At 71.3% G+C, this 20,407-nt stretch carries 17 protein-coding genes; 12 read left to right on the forward strand and 5 right to left on the reverse strand.

Going from position 1 to position 20,407, the window contains the following annotated elements; all coding sequences use genetic code 11:
* Positions 1 to 120: 120 nt before the first annotated feature.
* Positions 121 to 2,898 (forward strand): DNA polymerase III subunit gamma and tau, encoded by a 2,778-nt coding sequence (locus tag LG278_RS03910; protein ID WP_404391133.1) that lies wholly within the window; start codon positions 121 to 123, stop codon positions 2,896 to 2,898.
* Positions 2,899 to 3,191: 293 nt separating this feature from the next.
* On the opposite strand, the gene LG278_RS03915 is transcribed toward LG278_RS03910, so the two are convergent.
* On the reverse strand, positions 3,192 to 3,554 hold the full coding sequence (locus tag LG278_RS03915) for a DUF1622 domain-containing protein (RefSeq protein ID WP_404391135.1): 363 nt from the start codon (positions 3,552 to 3,554) through the stop codon (positions 3,192 to 3,194).
* Between the two features lie 227 nt (positions 3,555 to 3,781).
* On the opposite strand from LG278_RS03915, the gene LG278_RS03920 reads away from it, so the two are divergent.
* The 3 genes from LG278_RS03920 (at position 3,782) to LG278_RS03930 (ending at position 8,861) form a co-directional block, all read left to right on the forward strand.
* Complete coding sequence (locus LG278_RS03920) at positions 3,782 to 4,540, forward strand: class I SAM-dependent methyltransferase (RefSeq protein ID WP_404391137.1); 759 nt, start codon at positions 3,782 to 3,784, stop codon at positions 4,538 to 4,540.
* A gap of 159 nt (positions 4,541 to 4,699) precedes the next feature.
* Entirely contained in the window at positions 4,700 to 8,035 is a 3,336-nt protein-coding gene (locus tag LG278_RS03925; protein ID WP_404391139.1) for a S8 family serine peptidase, read from the forward strand.
* A 151-nt stretch (positions 8,036 to 8,186) separates the two neighbouring features.
* Positions 8,187 to 8,861, forward strand: a complete 675-nt coding sequence (locus tag LG278_RS03930; RefSeq protein WP_404391141.1) for a lysophospholipid acyltransferase family protein — start codon at positions 8,187 to 8,189, stop codon at positions 8,859 to 8,861.
* Here LG278_RS03930 and LG278_RS03935 read toward each other — a convergent pair.
* Entirely contained in the window at positions 8,825 to 10,063 is a 1,239-nt protein-coding gene (locus LG278_RS03935) for an aminotransferase class I/II-fold pyridoxal phosphate-dependent enzyme (RefSeq protein ID WP_404391143.1), read from the reverse strand. The genes LG278_RS03930 and LG278_RS03935 overlap by 37 nt on opposite strands.
* Positions 10,064 to 10,157: 94 nt before the next feature.
* On the opposite strand from LG278_RS03935, the gene recR reads away from it, so the two are divergent.
* The 8 genes from recR to LG278_RS03975 all read left to right on the forward strand — a co-directional run bounded on the left by recR (position 10,158) and on the right by LG278_RS03975 (position 17,680).
* On the forward strand, positions 10,158 to 10,757 hold the full coding sequence (recR, locus tag LG278_RS03940) for a recombination mediator RecR (RefSeq protein WP_404391145.1): 600 nt from the start codon (positions 10,158 to 10,160) through the stop codon (positions 10,755 to 10,757).
* Positions 10,758 to 10,961: 204 nt separating this feature from the next.
* Positions 10,962 to 11,714, forward strand: a complete 753-nt coding sequence (locus LG278_RS03945) for a hypothetical protein (RefSeq protein WP_404391147.1) — start codon at positions 10,962 to 10,964, stop codon at positions 11,712 to 11,714.
* Between the two features lie 133 nt (positions 11,715 to 11,847).
* A complete protein-coding gene (locus LG278_RS03950) occupies positions 11,848 to 12,438 on the forward strand; it encodes a DUF5063 domain-containing protein (RefSeq protein WP_404391149.1) in 591 nt (196 codons plus the stop codon).
* A 133-nt stretch (positions 12,439 to 12,571) separates the two neighbouring features.
* The gene (locus tag LG278_RS03955) at positions 12,572 to 13,843 is read left to right on the forward strand and encodes an aspartate kinase (protein ID WP_404391151.1); all 1,272 of its coding nucleotides are present in this window, start codon (positions 12,572 to 12,574) and stop codon (positions 13,841 to 13,843) included.
* A gap of 144 nt (positions 13,844 to 13,987) precedes the next feature.
* Positions 13,988 to 15,172, forward strand: a complete 1,185-nt coding sequence (locus LG278_RS03960) for a DUF6544 family protein (RefSeq protein ID WP_404391153.1) — start codon at positions 13,988 to 13,990, stop codon at positions 15,170 to 15,172.
* A 6-nt stretch (positions 15,173 to 15,178) separates the two neighbouring features.
* On the forward strand, positions 15,179 to 16,291 hold the full coding sequence (locus LG278_RS03965) for a WD40/YVTN/BNR-like repeat-containing protein (protein ID WP_404391155.1): 1,113 nt from the start codon (positions 15,179 to 15,181) through the stop codon (positions 16,289 to 16,291).
* A 122-nt stretch (positions 16,292 to 16,413) separates the two neighbouring features.
* Positions 16,414 to 16,581: a hypothetical protein gene (locus LG278_RS03970; RefSeq protein WP_404391157.1), complete on the forward strand. Its 168-nt coding sequence runs from the start codon at positions 16,414 to 16,416 to the stop codon at positions 16,579 to 16,581.
* Between the two features lie 64 nt (positions 16,582 to 16,645).
* On the forward strand, positions 16,646 to 17,680 hold the full coding sequence (locus tag LG278_RS03975) for a DNA topoisomerase IB (protein WP_404391159.1): 1,035 nt from the start codon (positions 16,646 to 16,648) through the stop codon (positions 17,678 to 17,680).
* A gap of 94 nt (positions 17,681 to 17,774) precedes the next feature.
* Here the strand turns inward: LG278_RS03975 and LG278_RS03980 are convergent, their stop codons facing one another.
* The 3 genes from LG278_RS03980 to LG278_RS03990 all read right to left on the reverse strand — a co-directional run bounded on the left by LG278_RS03980 (position 17,775) and on the right by LG278_RS03990 (position 20,295).
* Positions 17,775 to 18,101, reverse strand: coding sequence for a YbjQ family protein (locus LG278_RS03980; protein ID WP_404391161.1), 327 nt, complete (start codon positions 18,099 to 18,101; stop codon positions 17,775 to 17,777).
* A gap of 157 nt (positions 18,102 to 18,258) precedes the next feature.
* On the reverse strand, positions 18,259 to 18,756 hold the full coding sequence (locus LG278_RS03985; protein WP_404391163.1) for a pyridoxamine 5'-phosphate oxidase family protein: 498 nt from the start codon (positions 18,754 to 18,756) through the stop codon (positions 18,259 to 18,261).
* Positions 18,757 to 18,858: 102 nt separating this feature from the next.
* On the reverse strand, positions 18,859 to 20,295 hold the full coding sequence (locus tag LG278_RS03990) for an MDR family MFS transporter (RefSeq protein ID WP_404393524.1): 1,437 nt from the start codon (positions 20,293 to 20,295) through the stop codon (positions 18,859 to 18,861).
* Between the last annotated feature and the right edge of the window lie 112 nt (positions 20,296 to 20,407).

Genomic DNA, 20,407 nt, shown 5'->3' on the forward strand with positions numbered 1-20,407 from the left:
ATCCTGCGCAACACACCGAGCAATCGCCAACTCCGCGCGGCATGCCACGGGGATCTGACGACAGCTCGGTGCGTTGCCGGGCGGGGGTCTGCCGTCGGTCCCGGCGGTTAGGGTTCGGGAATGGCCACCGCCCTGTATCGCCGCTACCGGCCCGAGAGCTTCGCCGACGTCATCGGCCAGGAGCACGTGACCGAGCCGCTCATGCAGGCGCTGCGCACGGGGCGGGTCAACCACGCCTACCTCTTCAGCGGGCCGCGCGGCTGCGGCAAGACGACGAGCGCCCGCATCCTCGCGCGCTGCCTCAACTGCGAGCAGGGCCCGACGCCGACTCCCTGCGGGGTCTGCGACTCGTGCGTCGCGCTCGCCCGCGGGGGCGCCGGCAGCGTCGACGTCATCGAGATCGACGCGGCCAGCCACGGTGGTGTCGACGACGCCCGTGACCTGCGCGAGCGGGCGAGCTACGGCCCGGCGCAGAGCCGTTTCAAGATCTACATCATCGACGAGGCGCACATGGTGACGCCGCAGGGCTTCAACGCCCTGCTCAAGATCGTCGAGGAGCCGCCCGAGCACGTGAAGTTCGTCTTCGCCACGACCGAGCCCGAGAAGGTCATCGGCACGATCCGCTCCCGCACGCACCACTACCCCTTCCGGCTCGTGCCGCCCCTCAAGCTCAGTGCCTACATGGAGCGGCTGCTCGTGGCCGAGGACGTCGCGGTGGCGCCGGGCGTGCTCTCGTTCGTCACGCGGGCCGGCGGCGGCTCGGTGCGTGACTCGCTCTCGGTGCTCGACCAGCTCATCGCGGGGTCGGGTCCCGAGGGGCTGACCTACGACAGCGCGGTGTCGCTGCTCGGTTTCACCGACGGTGAGCTGCTCGACGCCACGGTCGATGCGCTCGCCGCGGCCGACGGCGCGGCCACCTTCCGCCAGATCGACAAGGTCATCGAGTCGGGCCACGACCCGCGGCGCTTCATCGAGGACCTCCTCGAGCGGCTCCGCGACCTCATCATCGTCGCCGCCGTGCAGGAGGGCGCCGGCCAGGTGCTGCGCGGCACCCCCGAGGACCAGCTCGAGCGGATGCGCGTGCAGCAGGCCGCCTTCGGGCCGGGCGCACTCTCGCGCGCGGCCGACATCGTCAACGCGGGTCTCACCGAGATGACCGGCGCCACGGCGCCCCGCCTCCAGCTCGAGCTCATCTGTGCCCGCATCCTGCTCCCTGCCGCGTCGGGCGAGCAGGGGTATGCCGCCCGCCTCGACCGTCTTGAGCGTCGCCTCGACGTCGGCGGCGTCCCGAGCGCTGCGCGCGGCCCGGCTCCCGCGGCCTCACCCGCCGGTGCCTCACCTGCTGGTGCGAAGGCCAGCTCGCCGGCTTCCGCTGTTGGGCCGGGTGCGCCGTCGTCCTCGCCGACCAGCCACGAGACGACGCCGGTTCAGGCCCCCGGTCGCACCGTGTCGGACTACACCCCGCCCCCCTCGGGAGCTCCCTCCGCTCCTCGGGAGGGCGCGTCGGCGGGTTCGTCGCCCGCAGCCGGCGGCATGGGCGGGGGCCGCGAGCGCGACCTCTCCCACACCCTCGGCGCGGGTGGGTCAGGGTCGAGCGGAGCGGGTGGGTCGGCTGCCGGCGGGCCGGTGCACGGTGGCTCACCGTCGACGGCGGGCGCCGAGGCCGACGCGGCCCGGGCTGCTGCGGGTGCGCCCGTGGTGGCCGTCCCCGACGAGTCCGTCGGTGGCCCGTCGGTCGTCGAGACGGGTGTCGACTCGGTCGGTGACGTCGTCGAGCCAGCCGCGCCCGATGCGGTGCCGACGGGTGTCGAACCTGCCGGCTCTGTGGGTGCCGACTCTGCGACTTCTGCTGGCTCGGCCGCACCGACGCGTGGGCTCGACACCGACGACATCCGCCGGGCGTGGCCGACCGTGCTCGGGCGCATCTTCACGATGCGGCGTCTGACCTGGACCTTCGTGTCGCAGAACGCCCAGGTGATGGCCTTCGACGGGCGCACCCTCACCCTCGGCATCGCGACGGCCGGGCTCACGACGACCTTCCGCTCCGGCAACCACTCCGAGGTGGTGCGTCAGGCGCTCATCGACGAGCTCGGCGTCGATGCCGTCGTCGACGGGGTGCACGTCGAGGACATCTCGCAGCAGCCGGCCGTCGCGCCCCCGGCTGGCGCGGTCCCCTCCGAGAATGCCCCCCCACCGCTTGCTCCCCCTGACCACGGTCAGTCGAGTTCCATTGCCGCGCAAGGCAGCGCGGGCGGTGCCCAGGGCTCTCCTAGCCGAGGTGGCGGCAATGCCGCGGGTGGCGACGGCGGTGCCGGAGGCGTCAGCGGATCCGGTGGCTCCGGCGGAGCAGGCGGGTCGTGGGGTGATGCCGGCGCCGGGCATGATCCGCGTGGCGCGGGTCGCGACAGCTCGGGCTCCGGCTCGGGCGGTCGCGCGATGACCGAGGCCGGCCTCAGCCCGACCTCGCCTCGCTCGCTCCAGGACAACGCCGGCTGGGGCAGTCCTGCCGGCCCCGCCCCCGAGTGGGCCACCGCGACTGCGGCGCCGGCACCGGCAGCCGGCGGGACTTCGTCCGGGCCGCCCGCGCCGAGTGCGTCCGGTGCGTCCGGGCCGACGACGGTGTCCGGCGGCTCGGCCGGGTCGACCTCGACCGATGCCCGGCACGCGCGGGGTGCGAGCGCTGTTCGAGAGTCCTTCGCCGCAGCCCGGTCGGCGTCGGCGCGACGCGACGTGGCCGGTGGCGGGGGTCATGGGAGCGATGCTTCGCCCGCCGCGCCGGTCACCGACGACTCGGCCGTGAGCGACGACGACGAGGACATCGAGCAGTCCGGCGACGTCGGCCGCACCGTGATCGAGAAGGTGCTCGGCGGACGCGTCGTCTCCGAGACGACCGACTAGACCGGCACCCATCGGCACACCCGTCCGACTCATCCCCGAGGTCGAGTGCTCACTTTCGGACGGGGGTGGCGTGGGGGGAACTGGGCACTCGACTCATCCCCGAGGTCGAGTGGGCGGTTTCCGACTGGGCCGGCGTGTGAAGAAGTGCCCACTCGACTGGCGTTCTGGTCGAGTGGGCAGTTTCCGACGGGGCCGCGTGTTGAGAAGTGCCCACTCGACTGGCGTCTTGGTCGAGTGGGCGGTTTCCGATGGGGCCGGCGTGGGGGGAACTGGGCACTCGACTGGGTGGAGCCTCAGTCGGCGGTCTCCTGCTGGGCCTCACGAGGGCTCTGCCAGGGCCAGCGGCCGGTGATCTCCAGCTCGAGCGAGAAACTGAGGAAGGTGCGGATCAGGACGATGAGGCCGAGCACGAGGACGCTGTCGAGTGTCGGGGTGATCGCAACGGTCCGGATGATGTCGGCTGCGACGAGCAGTTCGAGCCCCAGCAGGATCGACCGGCCCAGCTGCCGCCGGAAGCGGGTGTAGGTGCCCTGCCGGTCGGCGCGGACGGTGCGCGCTGCGGCCACGGCGGCCAGGAGGGCGCCGACCACCATCGTGCCCACCCCGGCCGTGTCGAACCCCTTGACCGCGAGCTCGATGGCTTCGGTGAAGTCCACGTCTCCGTCCCTTCGTCGGTGAGCGCGACGCTACTCCCCGGACAGCCGCAGAGTCGTCCATTGAGGGCGTGACGCGACCGCGATCAGGTGTCGTGCTGCCCTGTGCCACGGCGGGACCCGCCGCCCGTGTCGGGACGTCGGGGACGGCATACGGGCTCGGCGACGCCGGTCCGGCGGGGTTGGGGATAACGCTCCGGGGGGCGACGCGACGGCAGTACGGTCGAACCGTGTCCTTCGATGTTGCGGCGGACGCGTACAACCGCTTCATGGGGCGCTACTCGGGGCCGCTCTCCAGTGACTTCGCCGACTGGGCGGGAGTGCGCGCCGGAGAGCGAGCCCTCGATGTGGGCTGTGGCCCCGGGGCCCTCACGCGTGTGCTCGTCGACCGGCTGGGCGTCGACGAGGTGTCGGCCGTCGACCCCTCGCCGTCCTTCGTCGCGGCGGTGCGGCAGCTCTTCCCGACCCTCGACGTGCAGCTCGCGGTGGCAGAGCGGCTGCCCTATCCCGACGACCTCTTCGACCACGCCCTGGCCCAGCTCGTCGTCCACTTCATGACCGACCCCGTCGGCGGGCTCCAGGAGATGGCCCGGGTCACCCGGCCCGGCGGCACCGTGTCGGCCTGCGTGTGGGACTTCGCCGGCGAGCGCGGCCCGATCAGTGTGCTGTGGCGCGCCGCCCGCGACCTCGACCCCGGGGTCCTCGACGAGAGCGACCTGCCGGGAGCGCGCGAGGGCGACCTCGAGCGACTCTGCCACGCGGCTGGCCTGGCCCGCGTGGAGAGCGGAGAGCTCGGCGTCTCGGTGCACCACGAGAGCTTCGAGCAGTGGTGGGAGCCCTTCACCTTCGGGGTCGGTCCAGCAGGCTCCTACGTCGCGGGCCTCGACGACGAGCACCGTGGTGCGCTCCGCGATCGATGCCAGCAGCTGCTGCCAGCCACCGACTTCGACCTCCGAGCCCATGCCTGGACGGTGCGGTCCCGCGCGTGAAAACGACGCCATGACAGCGCTTTTCATGTGATGTCGTGATTGTCGCCGCGACATTCGTCCCAAGCCGGACGGCTGCATCGGATCCGCGGACGCGCCGCCGAATCGTCCCTAGCGTGGGAAGGTCTCGGGGCCCATCCAGTGATGGACAAAGGAGTCCGGATGCGCCGTTCAGCCGCCCGCCCGCTCGCTGTCACCGCCGCAGCTGCGGCGGCCTCGTTGGCACTGCTCTCCGCCGGTGGCCCCGCGGCCGCCGACTCGAGCGACGCCAGCCGCTTCTCCGCCCGCCCTCTCCAGCCGGACGCCACGATCTCGGTCGACGTCGACAAGACGCTCTCGGACGCGGCGAAGGGCACGGATGGCCGTGTCTCCGTGATCGTGAGGCTGGACGACGAGCCTGCAGCCAGCTATGACGGCGGGGTGCGGGGCTTCCCTGCGACGAGCGCCCGCGCGACGGGTCGGCCGTTCAACCCTGCCTCGGCCGACAGTGCGCGCTACCGCGCCCACCTGCGGCAGCAGCAGGCGGCCTTCGAGCGAGCGGCCAAGGCGGCCGCGCCGAGCAGCACGGTCACCGCGCGCTACGACCTCGTGCTCGGCGGCGTGGCGATGCGCGTGCGCCGTGACGAAGCAGCCACGCTCGCCACGCTTCCCGGCGTGACGGCCGTGCTTCCCGACCGGCTCGAGCAGATGCAGACCGATGCCTCTCCGGGCTTCATCGGCGCCGGCGCCCTATGGAGCGGCCTCGGTGGCCAGTCGAAGGCCGGTGAGGGCGTCATCGTCGGCGTGCTCGACTCGGGCGTCTGGCCCGAGCACCCGTCCTTCTCGGACCCCGACCCCACGGGCAAGCCGTATGCCGCCCCACCACCCCCCGCGGGAACGCCACGGGCGTGCGAGTTCTCCGGCGGCGCCAACCCGGGCGCGCCGTTCGCGTGCAACGACAAGCTCATCGGCGCCGACCGCTTCATGGCGACCTACGACGCCCTCGTCGGGCTGTTGCCCACGGAGTTCACGACCGCGCGCGACGACAACGGCCACGGCTCACACACGGCGAGCGCGGCGGCGGGCAACCGGAGCGTCGCTGCCAGCATCCAGGGCCAGAGCCGCGGTGTCGTCAGCGGCATCGCGCCGCGGGCCCACGTCATGGTCTACAAGGTGTGCGGCGACGCGGGCTGCTACCAGTCCGACTCGGTGGCGGCCGTGCAGAAGGCCATCGCCGATGGTGTCGATGTCATCAACTTCTCCATCAGCGGCGGGTCCAACCCCTACTCCGACGCGGTCGAGCTCGCCTTCCTCGATGCCTACAACGCCGGCGTCTTCGTCGCGGCCTCGGCCGGCAACTCCGGGCCCGGGGCCGACACCGTCGACCACCGCGGACCCTGGGTCACCACGGTCGCGGCCAGCACCTCCAACCGGCACTTCCGGTCGGCCGTGCAGCTCGCCTCGCCGGACGGCGCCACGCTCTCGCTGACCGGGTCGTCGGTCACCCAGGGCATCCCGAGCGCGACCCCCGTGGTGCTCGCCACGGCGGTCGGCTCCAACGCCCTGTGCACCACCCCGATCCCGGCCGGCGCAGCCGCGGGCAAGATCGTCGTGTGCCAGCGCGGCCCCGGTCGGGTGCTCAAGAGCAAGGTCGTCGCCGACGGGGGAGGAACCGGCATGCTGCTCTACAACCCGACGCGACTCAACGAGTTCACCGACAACCACTGGGTGCCCACCGTGCACCTGGAGAACACGGCGGGAGAGGCCCTGCTCACGTTCATCTCCTCGCATGCCGGGGTGACGGCCACGTGGGCCAACCCCACGGCGCAGACCGTTCCGGGTGACGTGATGACGGTCTTCAGCTCCCGAGGTGGCCCCGCGCAGACCCTGGGTGTCAGCAAGCCCGACGTGACCGCGCCCGGTCTGCAGATCCTTGCGGCCAACACCCCGGCACCCGCGACGAGCGTGGGTGGCTCTCCGGGGCAGCTCTTCCAGAGCATCGCCGGCACGTCGATGTCGAGCCCGCACGTGGCCGGTGGAGCGGCCCTCCTCGCAGCCCTGCACAAGACCTGGACGCCGGGCCAGATCAAGTCGGCGCTCATGACGACGGCGACCACGGACGTCATCGCCAACGACGGCACCTCGCCGACGACACCCTTCGACCGTGGGTCGGGCCGAATCCGGCTCAACAAGGCGGGTGACCCCGGCGCCACGTTCGACGTGAGCGGCGCTGACTACACCGCGCTCGGCAAGGAGCTCTGGAACGCCAACTACCCGAGCCTCTACGTGCCCTCGATGCCCGGTCGGATCACGGCAGAGCGCACCCTGCGCAACACGTCCAACAAGGCGGCGAAGTGGAAGCTCAGCGTCTCGGCGCCGTCGGACCTCACGGTGACCGTGCCGTCGACCCTCACCCTCCCGGCCAACGGCAGCGCGACGTTCTCGATCTCCGTCGACGGGGCCGGCTTGGCTGACGGTCAGGTGCGCCACGCCCAGATCACGCTGTCGGACACCCCCGGGCACCGGCTCGTCTTCCCGATCACGGTCGTTCGAGGTCAGGCCCCGATCACGCTGACGAAGGCCTGCGCACCGTCGACCCTTGCTCTCGGGGCCACGACATCGTGCAGCATCACCGCGGCCAACGCCGCCCTCGCCGACGCGCCGGTCAGCATCGTCGACCCCGTGCCGAACCGGCTCGACGTCGTCGACGCCTCCGTCGTCGGCGGCACGCTCTCGGGCAACACGGTGAGCTTCACCGGCACGGTGCCGGCGACCGTGCCCCCGTCGGTCTCGATCGCTCCCGGCACCTCCCCAGCGGGGTACTTCCCGCTCAGCCTCTTCAACATCCCGCCGATCGTCGGGGTGGGCGATGAGACCATCGCCAACTTCAACGTCCCGTCGTTCATCTTCGCGGGGCAGTCGTGGACGCGGATCGGGGTCACGAGCAACGGGTATGCCGTGGTCGGCGGCGGCACGGGAGCGGACGTCGACTTCATCAACCAGACGCTGCCCGACCCGGCCCTCCCCAACAACGTGCTCGCGCCCTTCTGGACCGACCTCAACCCGGGCGCGGGCGGCGCGGTCCGCATCGGCGTCCTGACCGACGGGGTCAATGACTGGATCATCATCGACTGGGAGGCTGTGCGGGAGTACAGCTCGGCGAAGACCGCGAGCTTCCAGATCTGGATCGGCGTCGAGGGGAACACCCCTGCCGGCACGGACGTGTCGTATGCCTTCGGCCCGATCCAGGGGAACGGTGACGGTGGCTTCCTGACCGTCGGGGCGGAGAACGTCAACGGCACGCGGGGCCAGAACACCTACGTCGACGGGGTCGGGACACTCCCCGCCCAAGGCACCGAGCTCGTCGTCAGCAGCGCGGCCGGGACGGCAGGCACCCGCAGCATCGCCTTCGATGCCCGAGGGGCGAGCGCTGGCCCGTGGACCAACTGCGTCTCGATGACGAGCGCTGCCTTCGACGGCACGAGCGTGCGGTGCGTCAACGGGACGGTGACCCCGTGACCGCACGCGGGTCGCGCGGAAGGATCAGTCCCGGCCACTGACGTCACGAGCCCGCCGGGCGGCATACCGACGACGACGCCGCCAGCAGGGGAGGGGCGGCCGGCGCGGACACACCACGCCGACCGCCCACCGTCGGCTCTAGGCTGACCCCATGATGTACAGCCTGGGGCGCGGAGTCCTCTATCCGCTGTCCCACGCCCTCTATCGCCCGACGATCGAGGGCAAGGAGAACGTGCCGCGCGAGGGTGGCGTCATCGTCGCGAGCAACCACCTCTCCTTCATCGACTCCTTCGCCATCCCGCTCGCGTCTCCGCGCCAGGTCAGGTTCCTCGCCAAGGAGGAGTACTGGACCGGCTCCGGCGTCGGGGGAGCGCTGCGCAAGGGGTTCTTCACGGCCGTCGGCATGGTCCCGGTCAACCGGCACTCCGCGACCGCCGCTCAGGAAAGCCTCGACACGGCGCTCGAGGTGCTCAAGGCGGGCGAGGCCTTCGGCATCTACCCGGAGGGCACGCGCTCGCGCGACGGCAGGCTCTACCGCGGGCGCACGGGCGTGGCGTGGCTCGCGCTGACGGCCAAGGTGCCGATCGTGCCCGTCGGCCTCATCGGCACCGAGGACATCCAGCCCGTGGGGGCCAGCTTCCCCCGTCTCGCGAAGGTGACGGTCCGCTTTGGCAAGCCCATCGGGGTGGAGGCGTATGCCGGTGTGCCGGCTGGCAAGGCACGCCGGCTCCTCACCGACGAGGTCATGCAGGCCATTGCCGAGCTGAGCGGCCAGGAGCGGGTGGACTACTACAACGAGGTCCCGAGCGGCGACCTCTCGGCCTGACCCGCGGTTCCTGCGCCGACCTCGTCCAGGGCGGCGGCGAAGTGCGGCAGCGCCGCCTCGACCGACTCCACCGTCGCGGTGAGGCAGATGCGGAACCACCCCGGGGTCTCGAAGAGGGCACCGGGCATGACGAGGACGCCGAGTCGTGCGAGCGTCGCGACGAAGGCCTCGTCGTCCGCGATCGGCGAGCGTGGCCAGAGGTAGAAGGTGCCCTCGGGGGAGGTCACCTCGTAGCCCATCTCGCGCAGCGCCATGACGAGGCGGTCGCGCTTGGCTGCCAGCCCGGCGACGTCGACGGACAGCGCCTCGAGGTGGGGGACGGCATACTGCATGACGGCGTTGGGGAAGAGCCAGCCACCCGCGATCTGCATGGTCTCGATGGCGTCGAGCAGCTCGTCGTGGCCGGGCAGCCCGGGTGGCACGGCGACGTAGCCGAGGCGCTGCCCGGGGGCCAGCAGCGTCTTGCCGTAGGAGTAGCAGATGACGGTGTGGGCATAGAACTCGGCCGGGCTGTGGAAGGTGAGGCCGTCGAAGACGAGGCGGTTGTAGGGCTCGTCGGACACGATCCAGATGCGTCGCCCGAAGCGGGCCGACGCCTCCTCGAGCAGCTCGGCGAGCGCGGTCAGGGCCTCTGGCGGATAGACCCGACCGGTGGGGTTGTTGGGGGTGTTTACGACGACGATGCGGGTGCGTGGCGTCAGGGCGGCGGCGATGGCGTCGAGGTCGAGGTCGAAGCGAGGCGGGCGCGCGGGCACCTTGACGGGCACGAGCCCGGCCTCGAGCGCAAGGGCCTCGTAGAGGAACCACGGCGGCAGGGAGTAGACGACCTCGTCGCCCGGGTCGGCGAGCGCCTTCATGGTGACGGTGATGGCGCCGAAGCCGCCGGTCGTCATGCGCAGGTCTTCGCCCGACCACGCGAGCGGCACGACGCGGCGCAGCGACGCCGCAGCGGCGGTCTGCGCGGGCTCCTCGCTCTGCTTGTAGGCGAACCACAGCTCGTCGAGCGGCACGGCCGCCTCGCGGATTGCGTCGACGTAGCCCGGCTGCTGCATCTCGTGGGGGTCGCCGAAGGTGAAGTCGAGCACGCCGGGCTCGCGGCGCCGGGTGTCGTAGTCCGACCGGTTGAGGAAGTCGATGAGCAGGTGGAAGGGCCCGGCAGCCTGGATGCGTGCGCTGCGCCGTGACGCGACCTGCTCGTCCATGGACCCTCCTGGCTGGACCGACTCTCCACGGTAGTTGCGCGCGGCGGCCGCGTCAGGGCTTTGGGTGTCAGCACGCGGGCTTAGGGTGGCGGGTGTGTACGAAGGCGCGGTCCAGGACCTGATCGACGAGCTCGGCCGACTCCCCGGGGTCGGTCCCAAGAGCGCTCAGCGCATCGCCTTCCACCTGCTGCAGGCCGACTCCGACGACGTCACCCGGCTCGTCACCGCGCTGACCGAGGTCAAGGCCAAAGTGCGCTTCTGCGAGGTGTGCGGCAACGTCGCGCAGGCCGAGCGCTGTCGCATCTGCGCCGACCCCCGCCGTGACCAGACCGCCATCTGCGTCGTCGAGGAGCCCAAGGACGTCGTCGCGATCGAGCGCACCCGCGAGTTCCGAGGCACCTACCACGTGCTGGGCGGCGCGATCAGCCCGATCGACGGCATCGGCCCCGATGACCTGCGCGTGCGCGAGCTGCTGCCGCGCCTCGCCTCGGGTGAGGTGCAGGAGGTCATCATCGCGACCGACCCCAACCTCGAGGGGGAGGCCACCGCGACCTACCTCTCACGTCTGCTGCGCGATGTCGGGGTCACTGTGAGCCGGCTGGCCTCGGGCCTGCCCGTCGGCGGCGACCTCGAGTACGCCGACGAGGTCACCCTCGGGCGCGCCTTCGAGGGCAGGCGTCGCGTCAACGCCTGACGTTTGGCGAAACCTCCCCGGGGCAGGACCCAGCGCTGGGATCATCGCTGGATGGACGCACCGGACCCGCCCGGGGGAACGGCCTCGGGCCAGCCGTCAGAGCCCTCGCCACCTGCCTCCGGCGCCAGTGACACCGGCGTGAAAGGGACTGTGGCACGCGAGCGGCCGCCACGTTCCAGCATCTGGCAGAGCGAGGGTGCCAAGGTGGCCATCATCGGAGCGGTCGCCACGGCCCTGGCCGCCGCGGTCTTCACCAGCAGCAGGATCGACTCGCTCTTTGGCTGGGTCGGAGGAGGGGCGCCTACCAGCGGAACGACCTCTCAAGCGAACGTCTCGCCGTCCAAAAGCGCGAAAGTGGTGCGCAGCGCCGATGGTGGGGTCACGCTCACCGTGCCGGCCGAATGGGGCTCGGCGCCCGCCCCGTACGACATGCCCATTGACGGGATCATCGATGCAGGCTCAGGCGTACGTAGCGGTACGGGAGCTGGCCTGACCACCGCCCACGCCTACGACGAGCCCAGTGCATACGTCGGGGCGTCGGTGGAGACCGCCCAACGACTGAAGCTCGCGGGCCGCACCGAGGCGGATTACGTGACCTACCTCAGGCAGCTTCTCGAAAAGGATGACTACACCGTCGACGGGTGCACCTACGCCGGTCAGCGCCAGATCGAAAAGGAGGGATACGTAGTCGTAATCGATACGTGGGCGACGTGCCGTGGCTTTCGCGACGCAGAGTTCCGCAACATGTTCGCAATCTCCGTGGACGGCTCCCACTTCGTCGTGGGTTCGGCCGTCAGTGTGGGTGCGAGCCGCGAAGTCGGGGAGGAGGCGCTCGCCTCCTTCGCCATCCGTCCGGCGGCGTTGGACCGGGGTGAGGCGACCCCGGGAGCGGACAAGCGGTATCCGCTGCCCCGCTGGTTCGCGCGCGTCGGCGGTGATCGGGCAGGCACGCCGTGAAGCCCCCTCGTCGTTCAGGAGACGGGGTGCGCTTTCGGTCGAGGCCTACTCGGGTCGACGGGTGACCCGGGCGAGCGGCAGACTGAGGGACACAGCGAAGCAGGCGCTGCGGCATACGACGAAGGGGTTGCCCATGACCACGCACGCCACGGATGTCGAGGACGCCAACGACGTCGGCGACCTCGGCGGCCTCGCTGACCTGACCGCCGCGGAGGCCAGCGCCTTCCTCACCTCGGTCACCGAGGTGGCCTCGGGCAGCTCGCCCGACACGGCCCTGCCGGTGCTGACGCTGGCGCTCTCGCAGATCCTCGTCGCCGGCGCGCGCCTCGGCGCCATCCAGGACGTCGTGCCGACTGAGCGCTTCGAGCCCGACCCCGGCGCCGACGACGACGCCGACCCGCTGCGCGACGGCCTCGCCAACGCGCTCGCCGGCATCGACGACTACATCTACGTCATCGACCCGGTGACCTCGGGGGAGCGCGCCGACGGCTCGATCTCGGGCGACCTCGCCGACGTCGCCCTCGCGCTGTCGCACGGGCTCAAGCACTACTCGGCCGGCCGGCGGCTCGAGGCGCTGTGGTGGTGGCAGTTCAGCTACCTGTCCGAGTGGGGCGACCGCGCCCTCGCCTCGATGCGGGCGCTGCACTCGATCCTCGGGCACCTGCGGCTCGACGCCGACGAGGAGGCCGTCGGCGAGGCGGAGTTCGACGCCCTGCACCCCTGAGAGCCCGCAGGATTTGCGCTCCCACGCGCCCGTCGCCGGACGTCTCAGCATGGTGACCTCCCCGTGGGCGTGCCGGTGGCGAGCCTAGACTCGACCCGCACGAAACCGCCCAGCGACCAGATCCGGAGCCAGTGTGAGCATCGTCGTCCAGAAGTACGGCGGGTCGTCCGTTGCCGACGCCGAGGCGATCAAGCGCGTGGCCCGGCGCATCGTCGAGACGCAGCGCGCCGGCCACTCGGTCTGCGTCGTCGTCTCCGCGATGGGTGACACGACCGACGAGCTGATGGATCTCGCCGAGCAGGTCACGCCGTCGCCGCCCGCTCGCGAGCTCGACATGCTGCTCACCTCCGGCGAGCGCATCTCGATGGCGCTCGTCGCGATGGCCATCGCGCAGCTCGGCTCGGAGGCGCGCTCCTTCACTGGCAGCCAGGCCGGCGTCATCACCGACGACGCGCACGGCGCCGCCCGCATCATCGACGTGACGCCCGGCCGCATCCAGAGCGCCCTCGACGCCGGCCACATCGCGATCGTCGCCGGCTTCCAGGGGGTCAGCCAGACGACGAAGGACATCACCACCCTCGGCCGCGGTGGCTCCGACACGACCGCCGTCGCGCTCGCGGCAGCGCTCGGCGCCGACGTCTGCGAGATCTACACCGATGTCGACGGCGTCTTCACCGCCGACCCGCGCGTGCTGCCCAACGCCCGCAAGCTCGACGTGCTCTCGATGGAGGAGATGCTCGACCTCGCTGCCAACGGCAGCAAGATCCTGCACCTGCGCTGCGTCGAGTACGCCCGTCGCTACGGCATCCCGATCCACGTGCGCTCGTCGTGGTCGCGGAAGCCCGGCACCTGGATCAAGGACAACCCCTACGAAGGAGAAGGCGCCGTGGAGGCACCGATCATCGCCGGCATCGCCCACGACCGCAGCGAGGCCAAGATCACGATCGTCGGGGTGCCCGACCGCGTCGGCATCGCGGCCAAGATCTTCGGTGCCATCGCCGAGGCCGGCCTCAACATCGACATGATCGTGCAGAACGTGTCGGCGGCCGAGACGGCCAAGACCGACATCTCCTTCACCCTGCCCAAGGCCGACGGGCCCAAGGCGATGTCAGTGCTCCAGTCGATCAAGCACCACGTCGAGTACGCCGACCTGCGCTTCGACGACGGCGTCGGCAAGATCGCCCTCGTCGGCGCGGGCATGAAGAGCCACCCCGGTGTCTCGGCCAAGTTCTTCGGCGCGCTCGCCGAGGCCGGCATCAACATCGAGATGATCTCGACCTCCGAGATCCGCGTCTCGGCGGTGACGCGCGCCGAGGACCTCGACGAGGCCGTCCGCGCCGTCCACACGGCCTTCGGCCTCGACTCGACCGAGGACGCCATCGTCTACGGCGGCACCGGACGCTGACGCCCCGCCACTCGCGCTGAGGCCCGGTCCAGGGTCCCGTCACCAAGCCTGAACCGCGCTTCGCCGCGAGCGTGACCTTGGCGACGATGCCGCGCCGCCCACCCCGTCCCGCACGAGACTGGAGGGTGGGAGGAGGTGGCCGCCGTGCTCCTCAGGCGTGTCATCCGCTGGGTCGTCGTCGTCATCATCGCTCTCCATGGGCTGCTCCACCTGCTGGGGGCGGTCAAGGGCTTCGGGTGGGCCGCCGTGCCCGCCCTCACCGCAGACATCGGGCCCTTGCTGGGCTTCGCCTGGCTCTGCGTGGGTCTGCTCGTGCTCGCGGTGGCCGTCCTTCTCGCGCAGGGTGACTGCCCGTGGTGGGTGCCGCTGTCCGCCGCCCTGCTCTCGCAGGTCCTCGTCGTCTCGGCGTGGCAGGACGCGCGAGCCGGCACGGTCGTCAACGTGCTGCTGCTCGCTGTTGCCGGTCATGCCTGGGCCCGCACCGGTCCACGCAGCCTCCGCGCCGACTACGCCCGGCACGTGGAGGCGGCCCTCTCGGCTCCACGACACCCGGCCTTCGTCGCCGAGGGTCACGTCGCGGACCTCCCCGAGCCGGTCATCCGCTTCCTTCGCCAGGCGGGCGCGGTCGATCGCCCGGCGGTCGTCGGCTTCCGCGCGTCCATCCACGGTCGCATCCGCGGCGGTCCCACGAAGCCGTGGATGCCCTTCATCGGCGAGCAGGTGAACGTCTATGGCGCCGACCCCTGCCGGATCTTCTTCATGGACGCGACGATGCTCGGCCTGCCCGTCGACGTCCTCCACGTCTTCACCCGGGGCGCGGCGACGATGCGGGTGCGCCTCGCGTCCGTCGTGCCCATCGTCGAGGGTGCCGGCCCCGAGATGGACCGCGCCGAGACCGTCACCGTGCTCAACGACCTCTGCCTCCTCGTCCCCGCTGCGCTCGTGGGGGCGCCGATCTCGTGGGCGTCGACCGGCGCCGACACGGTCACCGCGACGTTCTCGCTGCGCCGGCAGACCGTGACCGCCGACCTGCGCTTCGACGCGGTCGGGCGGCTCGTCGACTTCGTCTCCGGCGACCGCCTCCGCTCCTCTGCCGACGGCCGCACCTTCACGCGTATGGGGTGGTCGACGCCCGTCCGCTCCGAGCGTGAGTGGGACGGACGCCGGGTATGCGGTGTGGGCGAGGCGCGCTGGCACGCACCCGAGCCTGAGGGGAGCTTCACCTACCTGGAGTTCGTCGTCGACGAGTGGGCGCCCATCGAGGGCGAGGCCTGGGCGCTGCCCGACCCCCCTTCACCGCGCGAGCCGGGGTCGTCCACCCTAGGTTGAGGAGGCATGAAGACACCCCACCGCACCGCCCTGCTCGCCGCCACCACCATCGCCCTCCTCGCCGGAGCCGCCAGCGCGTATGCCGCCCCCTCACCCACTGCGTCAGGGCACCGTCCCAGCGCGGCGGGCGAGGCCAACGCGACGGCATACGGCTGGAGCCTGACGCCGACGGGCACGACCGAGCGCTTCCGCGGGCTCGCGCCGGTCTCGTCGGAGATCGCCTGGGTCAGTGGCACGAACGGCACGGTGCTGCGCACGACCGACGGCGGCTCGACCTGGGCCGATGTCAGCCCGGAGGGGCTGGGCACTGAGGCGCTGCAGTTCCGCGACATCGAGGCGTTCGACGCGCAGCGCGCGGTGATCCTGTCGATCGGCGAGGGTGAGGACTCCCGCATCCTCGTCACCGCTGATGGAGGAGCGAGCTGGACCGAGACCTTCCGCAACGCGGAGCCGACCGCCTTCTACGACTGCCTCGCCTTCAGCTCGCCGCAGCGCGGTCTGGCCATGAGCGACCCGGTCGACGGGCGCTTCCGGCTCGTCGAGACCGCCGATGGTGGGCACACGTGGTCGATCGTCGACCCCGCGGGCATGCCCGACGCGCTCGCGGGCGAGTTCGCCTTCGCCGCCTCGGGCACCTGCCTGTCGACCGGCCCCGGCAACCGCACCTACCTCGCGAGCGGCGGCGTCGACCCGGCCCGTCTCTTCACCTCGACCGACCGCGGGCACACGTGGACGGTCGCGGCCACTCCCGTCGCGGGTGGAGCCGCAGCCGGCATCTTCTCGGTGACCTTCCGTGACGCGCGCCGCGGAGTGCTGCTCGGCGGAGACTTCACGGCACCGACCGGCTCGGTCGACAACGCCGCGTGGACGGCAGACGGCGGCGCAACCTGGAGCAAGCCGACGACCAACCCCGGCGGCTACCGCTCCGGCTCCGACTGGGTGACGGGCACCCGCGCGACGGTGCTGGCCGTCGGGCCGTCGGGCTCCGACGTGTCGACCGACGGCGGCCGGTCGTGGACCGCCTTCGACACCGGCAGCTTCGACTCCGTCGAGTGCACGAACGACGGAGCCTGCTGGGCCTCGGGCGAGCAGGGCCGCGTCGCCGCCCTGCACCGCTGACACCTCATCGGCCCGCCGCCCTCAACAGCCCCGGGTCGATGTATTGCTGCGTCCCACGATCGCGCGAATACATCGACCCGGCGCGGGGTACGGTGCAAGGGCAAGAGACCCCGCTCGGGGGGATGGGCAACAACGCTATGAGCACCTATGAGTCACACCTGCAGGACGACGGCACGGTCTTTCCTCCCGTCACCCCCGACCCGCCCCTGCCGCCCGGGCAGGAGGAGATCTTCGTGCCCGAGATGGTGCCGGTGAGCGACCCGGACGGGCCGGACCACTCGGAGGAGTAGGGCCCGCCTCTCCCGTCAGCCAGCCCGCGTCAACCCGCAAGCGCGTTCGGGGTACGTGTGTGGCGTGAGACTGCGACGGAGCGACATCGACGGGCCCGGCATCCGACGCGTGCGTCGGGGCAAGGGCTTTGGCTACGTCGGGGCCGACGGCTCCGCTGTCGTCCCTGAGGACCGCGAGCGCGTCAAGGCGCTTGTCATCCCGCCTGCGTGGCAGGACGTCTGGATCAGCCCCTATCGCAACGGGCACATCCAGGCCGTCGGCACCGACGACGCCGGTCGGCGGCAGTACCTCTACCACGACGCCTGGCACGAGGCCCGCGGGCGCGAGAAGCACGACCGCGTGCTCCAGCTCGCCAAGCGACTGCCCGCCGCGCGCAAGCACGTGGCGTCCGAGCTGCGCGAGAGCGGCTTCTCGCGACGGAGGGTCACGGCGGCCGGGCTGCGGATGCTCGACGCCGGCCTCTTCCGCAGTGGCGGTGAGGAGTACGAGAGCGAGCACGGCTCGCATGGCGTCGCGACCCTGTTGCGCAGCCACGTCGCGGTCAGCGGCGAAGACATCAGCTTCGAGTTCCCTGCCAAGTCAGGGCAGTTGCGCGAGGCGGTCATGAGTGACCAGCTGCTCGCCCGCATCGTGCTGTCGCTCAAGCGCTCCAGCTATCCGGGGGAGCGGCTGCTCGCCTACCGCGACAAGCTCGGGTGGCACGAGCTGCGCTCGAGCGACCTCAACGTCGCGTTCAAGGAGATCGTCGGCGAGGAGTTCACCGTCAAGGACCTGCGCACCTGGGCGGCCACCGTCACCGCCGCGGTGTCCCTCGCCCAGACGGGTCCCGCCGAGACGGAGCGTGAGGTCAAGCGCGCCGAGAAGGACGCCATGAAGGTCGTCGCAGAGCACCTCGGCAACACCCCAGCCGTGGCGCGTCGCTCCTATGTGGACCCGCGCGTGCTCGACGAGTACGCCGTCGGGCGCACCATCGCCCCCAGCCTGCGGAAGATGACGAAGGCCGACCGCGAGCGGCTGCGGGCCGGAGACCTCGTGCGCGTGCGTGACCGCGACGCCCTCGAGCGGGCCGTCATGCGCCTCGTCAAGGGCGCGTCCTGACTGGGGTCGAGACGCACACCTCGTGACGCACGTGTTGTGAGCGCCCTTGACTGACAGGGCGATTCGCGAGGCCCCGGCGAAGCGCCGGGCGCCGTCAGAGCGGGCTGACCACGACGGCGGTGCCGTAGGCCACGACCTCCTGGTAGCCGTTGCCCACCTCGCTGCCGTCGAAGCGCATGCAGAGCACGGCGTTGCCGCCCTTGGCCTCCGTGGCCTCGACGAGCCGCGCCATGGCCTCGTCACGAGTCTGCTGCAGCTGCTTCGTCAGGCCCTTGAGCTCGCCGCCGAAGACCGACTTCATGCCGGCGCCGAGCTGCGCGCCGATGTTGCGGGCCCGCACCGTCAGGCCGGTCACCTCGCCCAGCACGGTGTCCACCCGGTAGCCGGGGAGCTCGTTGGTGGTGACGACGATGACGGCCATGTGATCCTCCGAGGTCAGGCCCGGCGGCTTTGGCCGGGCACCCGACAAGGTTACGTGCTGCCGGGCTCTAGAGGTCGTATGCCGTTGGGCCACCTTGCGCGACAAGGCGACCCAACGGCATACCGGCGTGTCGAGCCTGTGGATCGTCAGGTGCAGATCAGAGGTCGACGACCTTGTTGTCGACGAGGTCCCCGTCGTCGAGGCGCTCACCCGTGACCTTGGCCTTGACGAGGTTGAGCACCTGGGTTGCCTTGGAGCCCGGGGTGTCCCAGAACTCGGCGGAGTCGGCGCCCACCTTGATGAGCACGTTGTTGGGGTTCTCCGGCCCGCCCTCCATCCACGCGTCGGTGAAGGTGTTCCACAGCTCCTCGAGCTTGGCGCGGTCGTCGACGATCTCGGCCGTGCCCGACAACGAGACCCACGAGCTGCCGGAGCTGAAGGAGACGTTGACCTTGGCCGGCGACTGCGCGGCGATGTCCTGGCACTTGTGGCTGTCGCGCTCGGCGATGAAGAGCACGTCGCCGTCGAACTCGACCTCCTGCGTCGCCATCGGGTGGCTGACGAGCCGGCCGGTCGAGTCGGTGTGGGTGAGCATCGCCACCCGGATGTCCTTGATGAGCTCGGCCACCTTGCGGGTGTCGTCGTCATGGCTCATGGCGCTCTCCTTCGTCGTGGTCGTCGGGGGTTGGTGACCTCCTCGACGTACCCAGCGCCGCAGGGTCGGTCCCGCAGCCAGCCGGTATGCCGTCCGGCTGGCTCAGGTGGTCGCGCGTCCGGTCGCGTCGGCTGCGACGGCGGCGCGGGCGGCGTCGGCCACCTCGGCGTCGGCCGCCATGGCGGCCTCGTGCTCGAGGCCCTCGGCCCGCACGGCGGGCATGAGCAGGCCCGCGAGGATCGTGATCACGGAGGCGATGAGCACGGCGAGGAAGACGGCGGTCGAGCCGGCCTGCACGGCGGCGGCGGACTCGGGTCCGCCGCGGTCGGCGATGATCGCGTTGGCGACGGCACCGAAGATGGCGACCCCGACGGCCGACCCGACCGAGCGCATGAACATGTTGGTGCCGGTGACGACCGCCCGCTCGCTCCACGGCACGGAGGCCTGGGCGGCGATGAGCGTCGGGGTGGCGACGAGACCGAGGCCGAGGCCGACGACGAAGGCCGAGCCGGCCGTGATCCAGACGTTGGGGGTCGCCGAGCCCAGCCACAGGGCAAAGGCACCGAGGGCGGCGACGACGAGGCCGATGAGCGCCGTCGGCCGGAAGCCGATGCGCAGGTAGAGCCGTCCCGACTGTGCCGCCGAGATGGGCCAGCCGATCGTCAGGGCGGCGACGGCGAGCCCGGCGACGATCGGGGTGACCCCCGTCGACCGCTCGAGGAAGGTCGGCACGTAGGAGGTGAGGCCGACGAGCACCGCGCCGACGCCGATCGAGATGAGGCAGGTCGCGACGATGAGCCGCCGCGAGAAGACCTCGAGCGGCAGGATCGGCTCGGCGGCACGCCGCTCGATGAGGCCGAAGACGACCAGGAGCACGCCGCCTACGACGAAGCAGCCGACGCTCTGCCACGACCCCCAGGCCCAGGCCTGACCGCCCTCGAGCACCGCGAGGATGAGCAGGGTCAGCGAGACCGTGAGGACGATCGCCCCGGCGTAGTCGATGTGGTGCTTGCGCCGCTCGATCGACTCGTCGTAGTTGCGCCACAGCATGCCGCCCGCGAGCAGGCAGAAGGGGATGTTGATGAAGAAGATCCAGCGCCACGAGGTGAACTGCGAGAAGACGCCGCCCAGCGTCGGGCCGACCACGGACGAGACCGCCCACACGCTCGCGATGTAGCCCTGCGTCTTGGCGCGCTCGGCGACGGTGTAGATGTCACCGGCGATCGTCGTCGTCAGCGGCAGCACGGCTCCGGCGCCCAGACCTTGAAGGGCCCGCATGGCGATGAGCGAGCCCATGCTCCAAGCGAATCCGCAGAGGATGGAACCGATGAGGAAGAGCCCGATGCCGAAGAGGATCACGGGCTTGCGCCCCACGGTGTCGGCGAGCTTGGCATAGACCGGCACCGACACCGCCTGCGCGAGCAGGTAGACCGAGAAGAGCCACGGGAACTCCGTCAGACCGCCCAGGTCATCGACGATGGACGGGACGGCCGTCGCGAGAATCGTCGCGTCGAGCGCGATGAGAGCGGTGGTGAGCATCAGCGCGAGCAGGATGGGGCCGCGTTCGGACCGCAGTCCCACGGTGGTCGAGGTGGACACGTTGCTCCTGGGGTCTCGGCAGGCTCGCGCTGGCACGGTCGGCGGCGCCCGG

The organism is Humibacillus xanthopallidus (genome assembly GCF_044793955.1).
GTDB classification, from domain to species: domain Bacteria; phylum Actinomycetota; class Actinomycetes; order Actinomycetales; family Dermatophilaceae; genus Humibacillus; species Humibacillus xanthopallidus_C.

Bases quoted from the DNA above. Each gene is read 5' to 3' on its own strand.
- LG278_RS03910 (WP_404391133.1), top strand. From the start codon at position 121: ATGGCCACCGCCCTGTATCGCCGCTACCGGCCCGAGAGCTTCGCCGAC.
- LG278_RS03925 (WP_404391139.1), top strand. From the start codon at position 4,700: ATGCGCCGTTCAGCCGCCCGCCCGCTCGCTGTCACCGCCGCAGCTGCG.
- LG278_RS03930 (WP_404391141.1), top strand. From the start codon at position 8,187: ATGATGTACAGCCTGGGGCGCGGAGTCCTCTATCCGCTGTCCCACGCC.
- LG278_RS03935 (WP_404391143.1), bottom strand. From the start codon at position 10,063: ATGGACGAGCAGGTCGCGTCACGGCGCAGCGCACGCATCCAGGCTGCC.
- LG278_RS03950 (WP_404391149.1), top strand. From the start codon at position 11,848: ATGACCACGCACGCCACGGATGTCGAGGACGCCAACGACGTCGGCGAC.
- LG278_RS03965 (WP_404391155.1), top strand. From the start codon at position 15,179: ATGAAGACACCCCACCGCACCGCCCTGCTCGCCGCCACCACCATCGCC.
- LG278_RS03970 (WP_404391157.1), top strand. From the start codon at position 16,414: ATGGGCAACAACGCTATGAGCACCTATGAGTCACACCTGCAGGACGAC.
- LG278_RS03980 (WP_404391161.1), bottom strand. From the start codon at position 18,101: ATGGCCGTCATCGTCGTCACCACCAACGAGCTCCCCGGCTACCGGGTG.
- LG278_RS03985 (WP_404391163.1), bottom strand. From the start codon at position 18,756: ATGAGCCATGACGACGACACCCGCAAGGTGGCCGAGCTCATCAAGGAC.
- LG278_RS03990 (WP_404393524.1), bottom strand. From the start codon at position 20,295: ATGCTCACCACCGCTCTCATCGCGCTCGACGCGACGATTCTCGCGACG.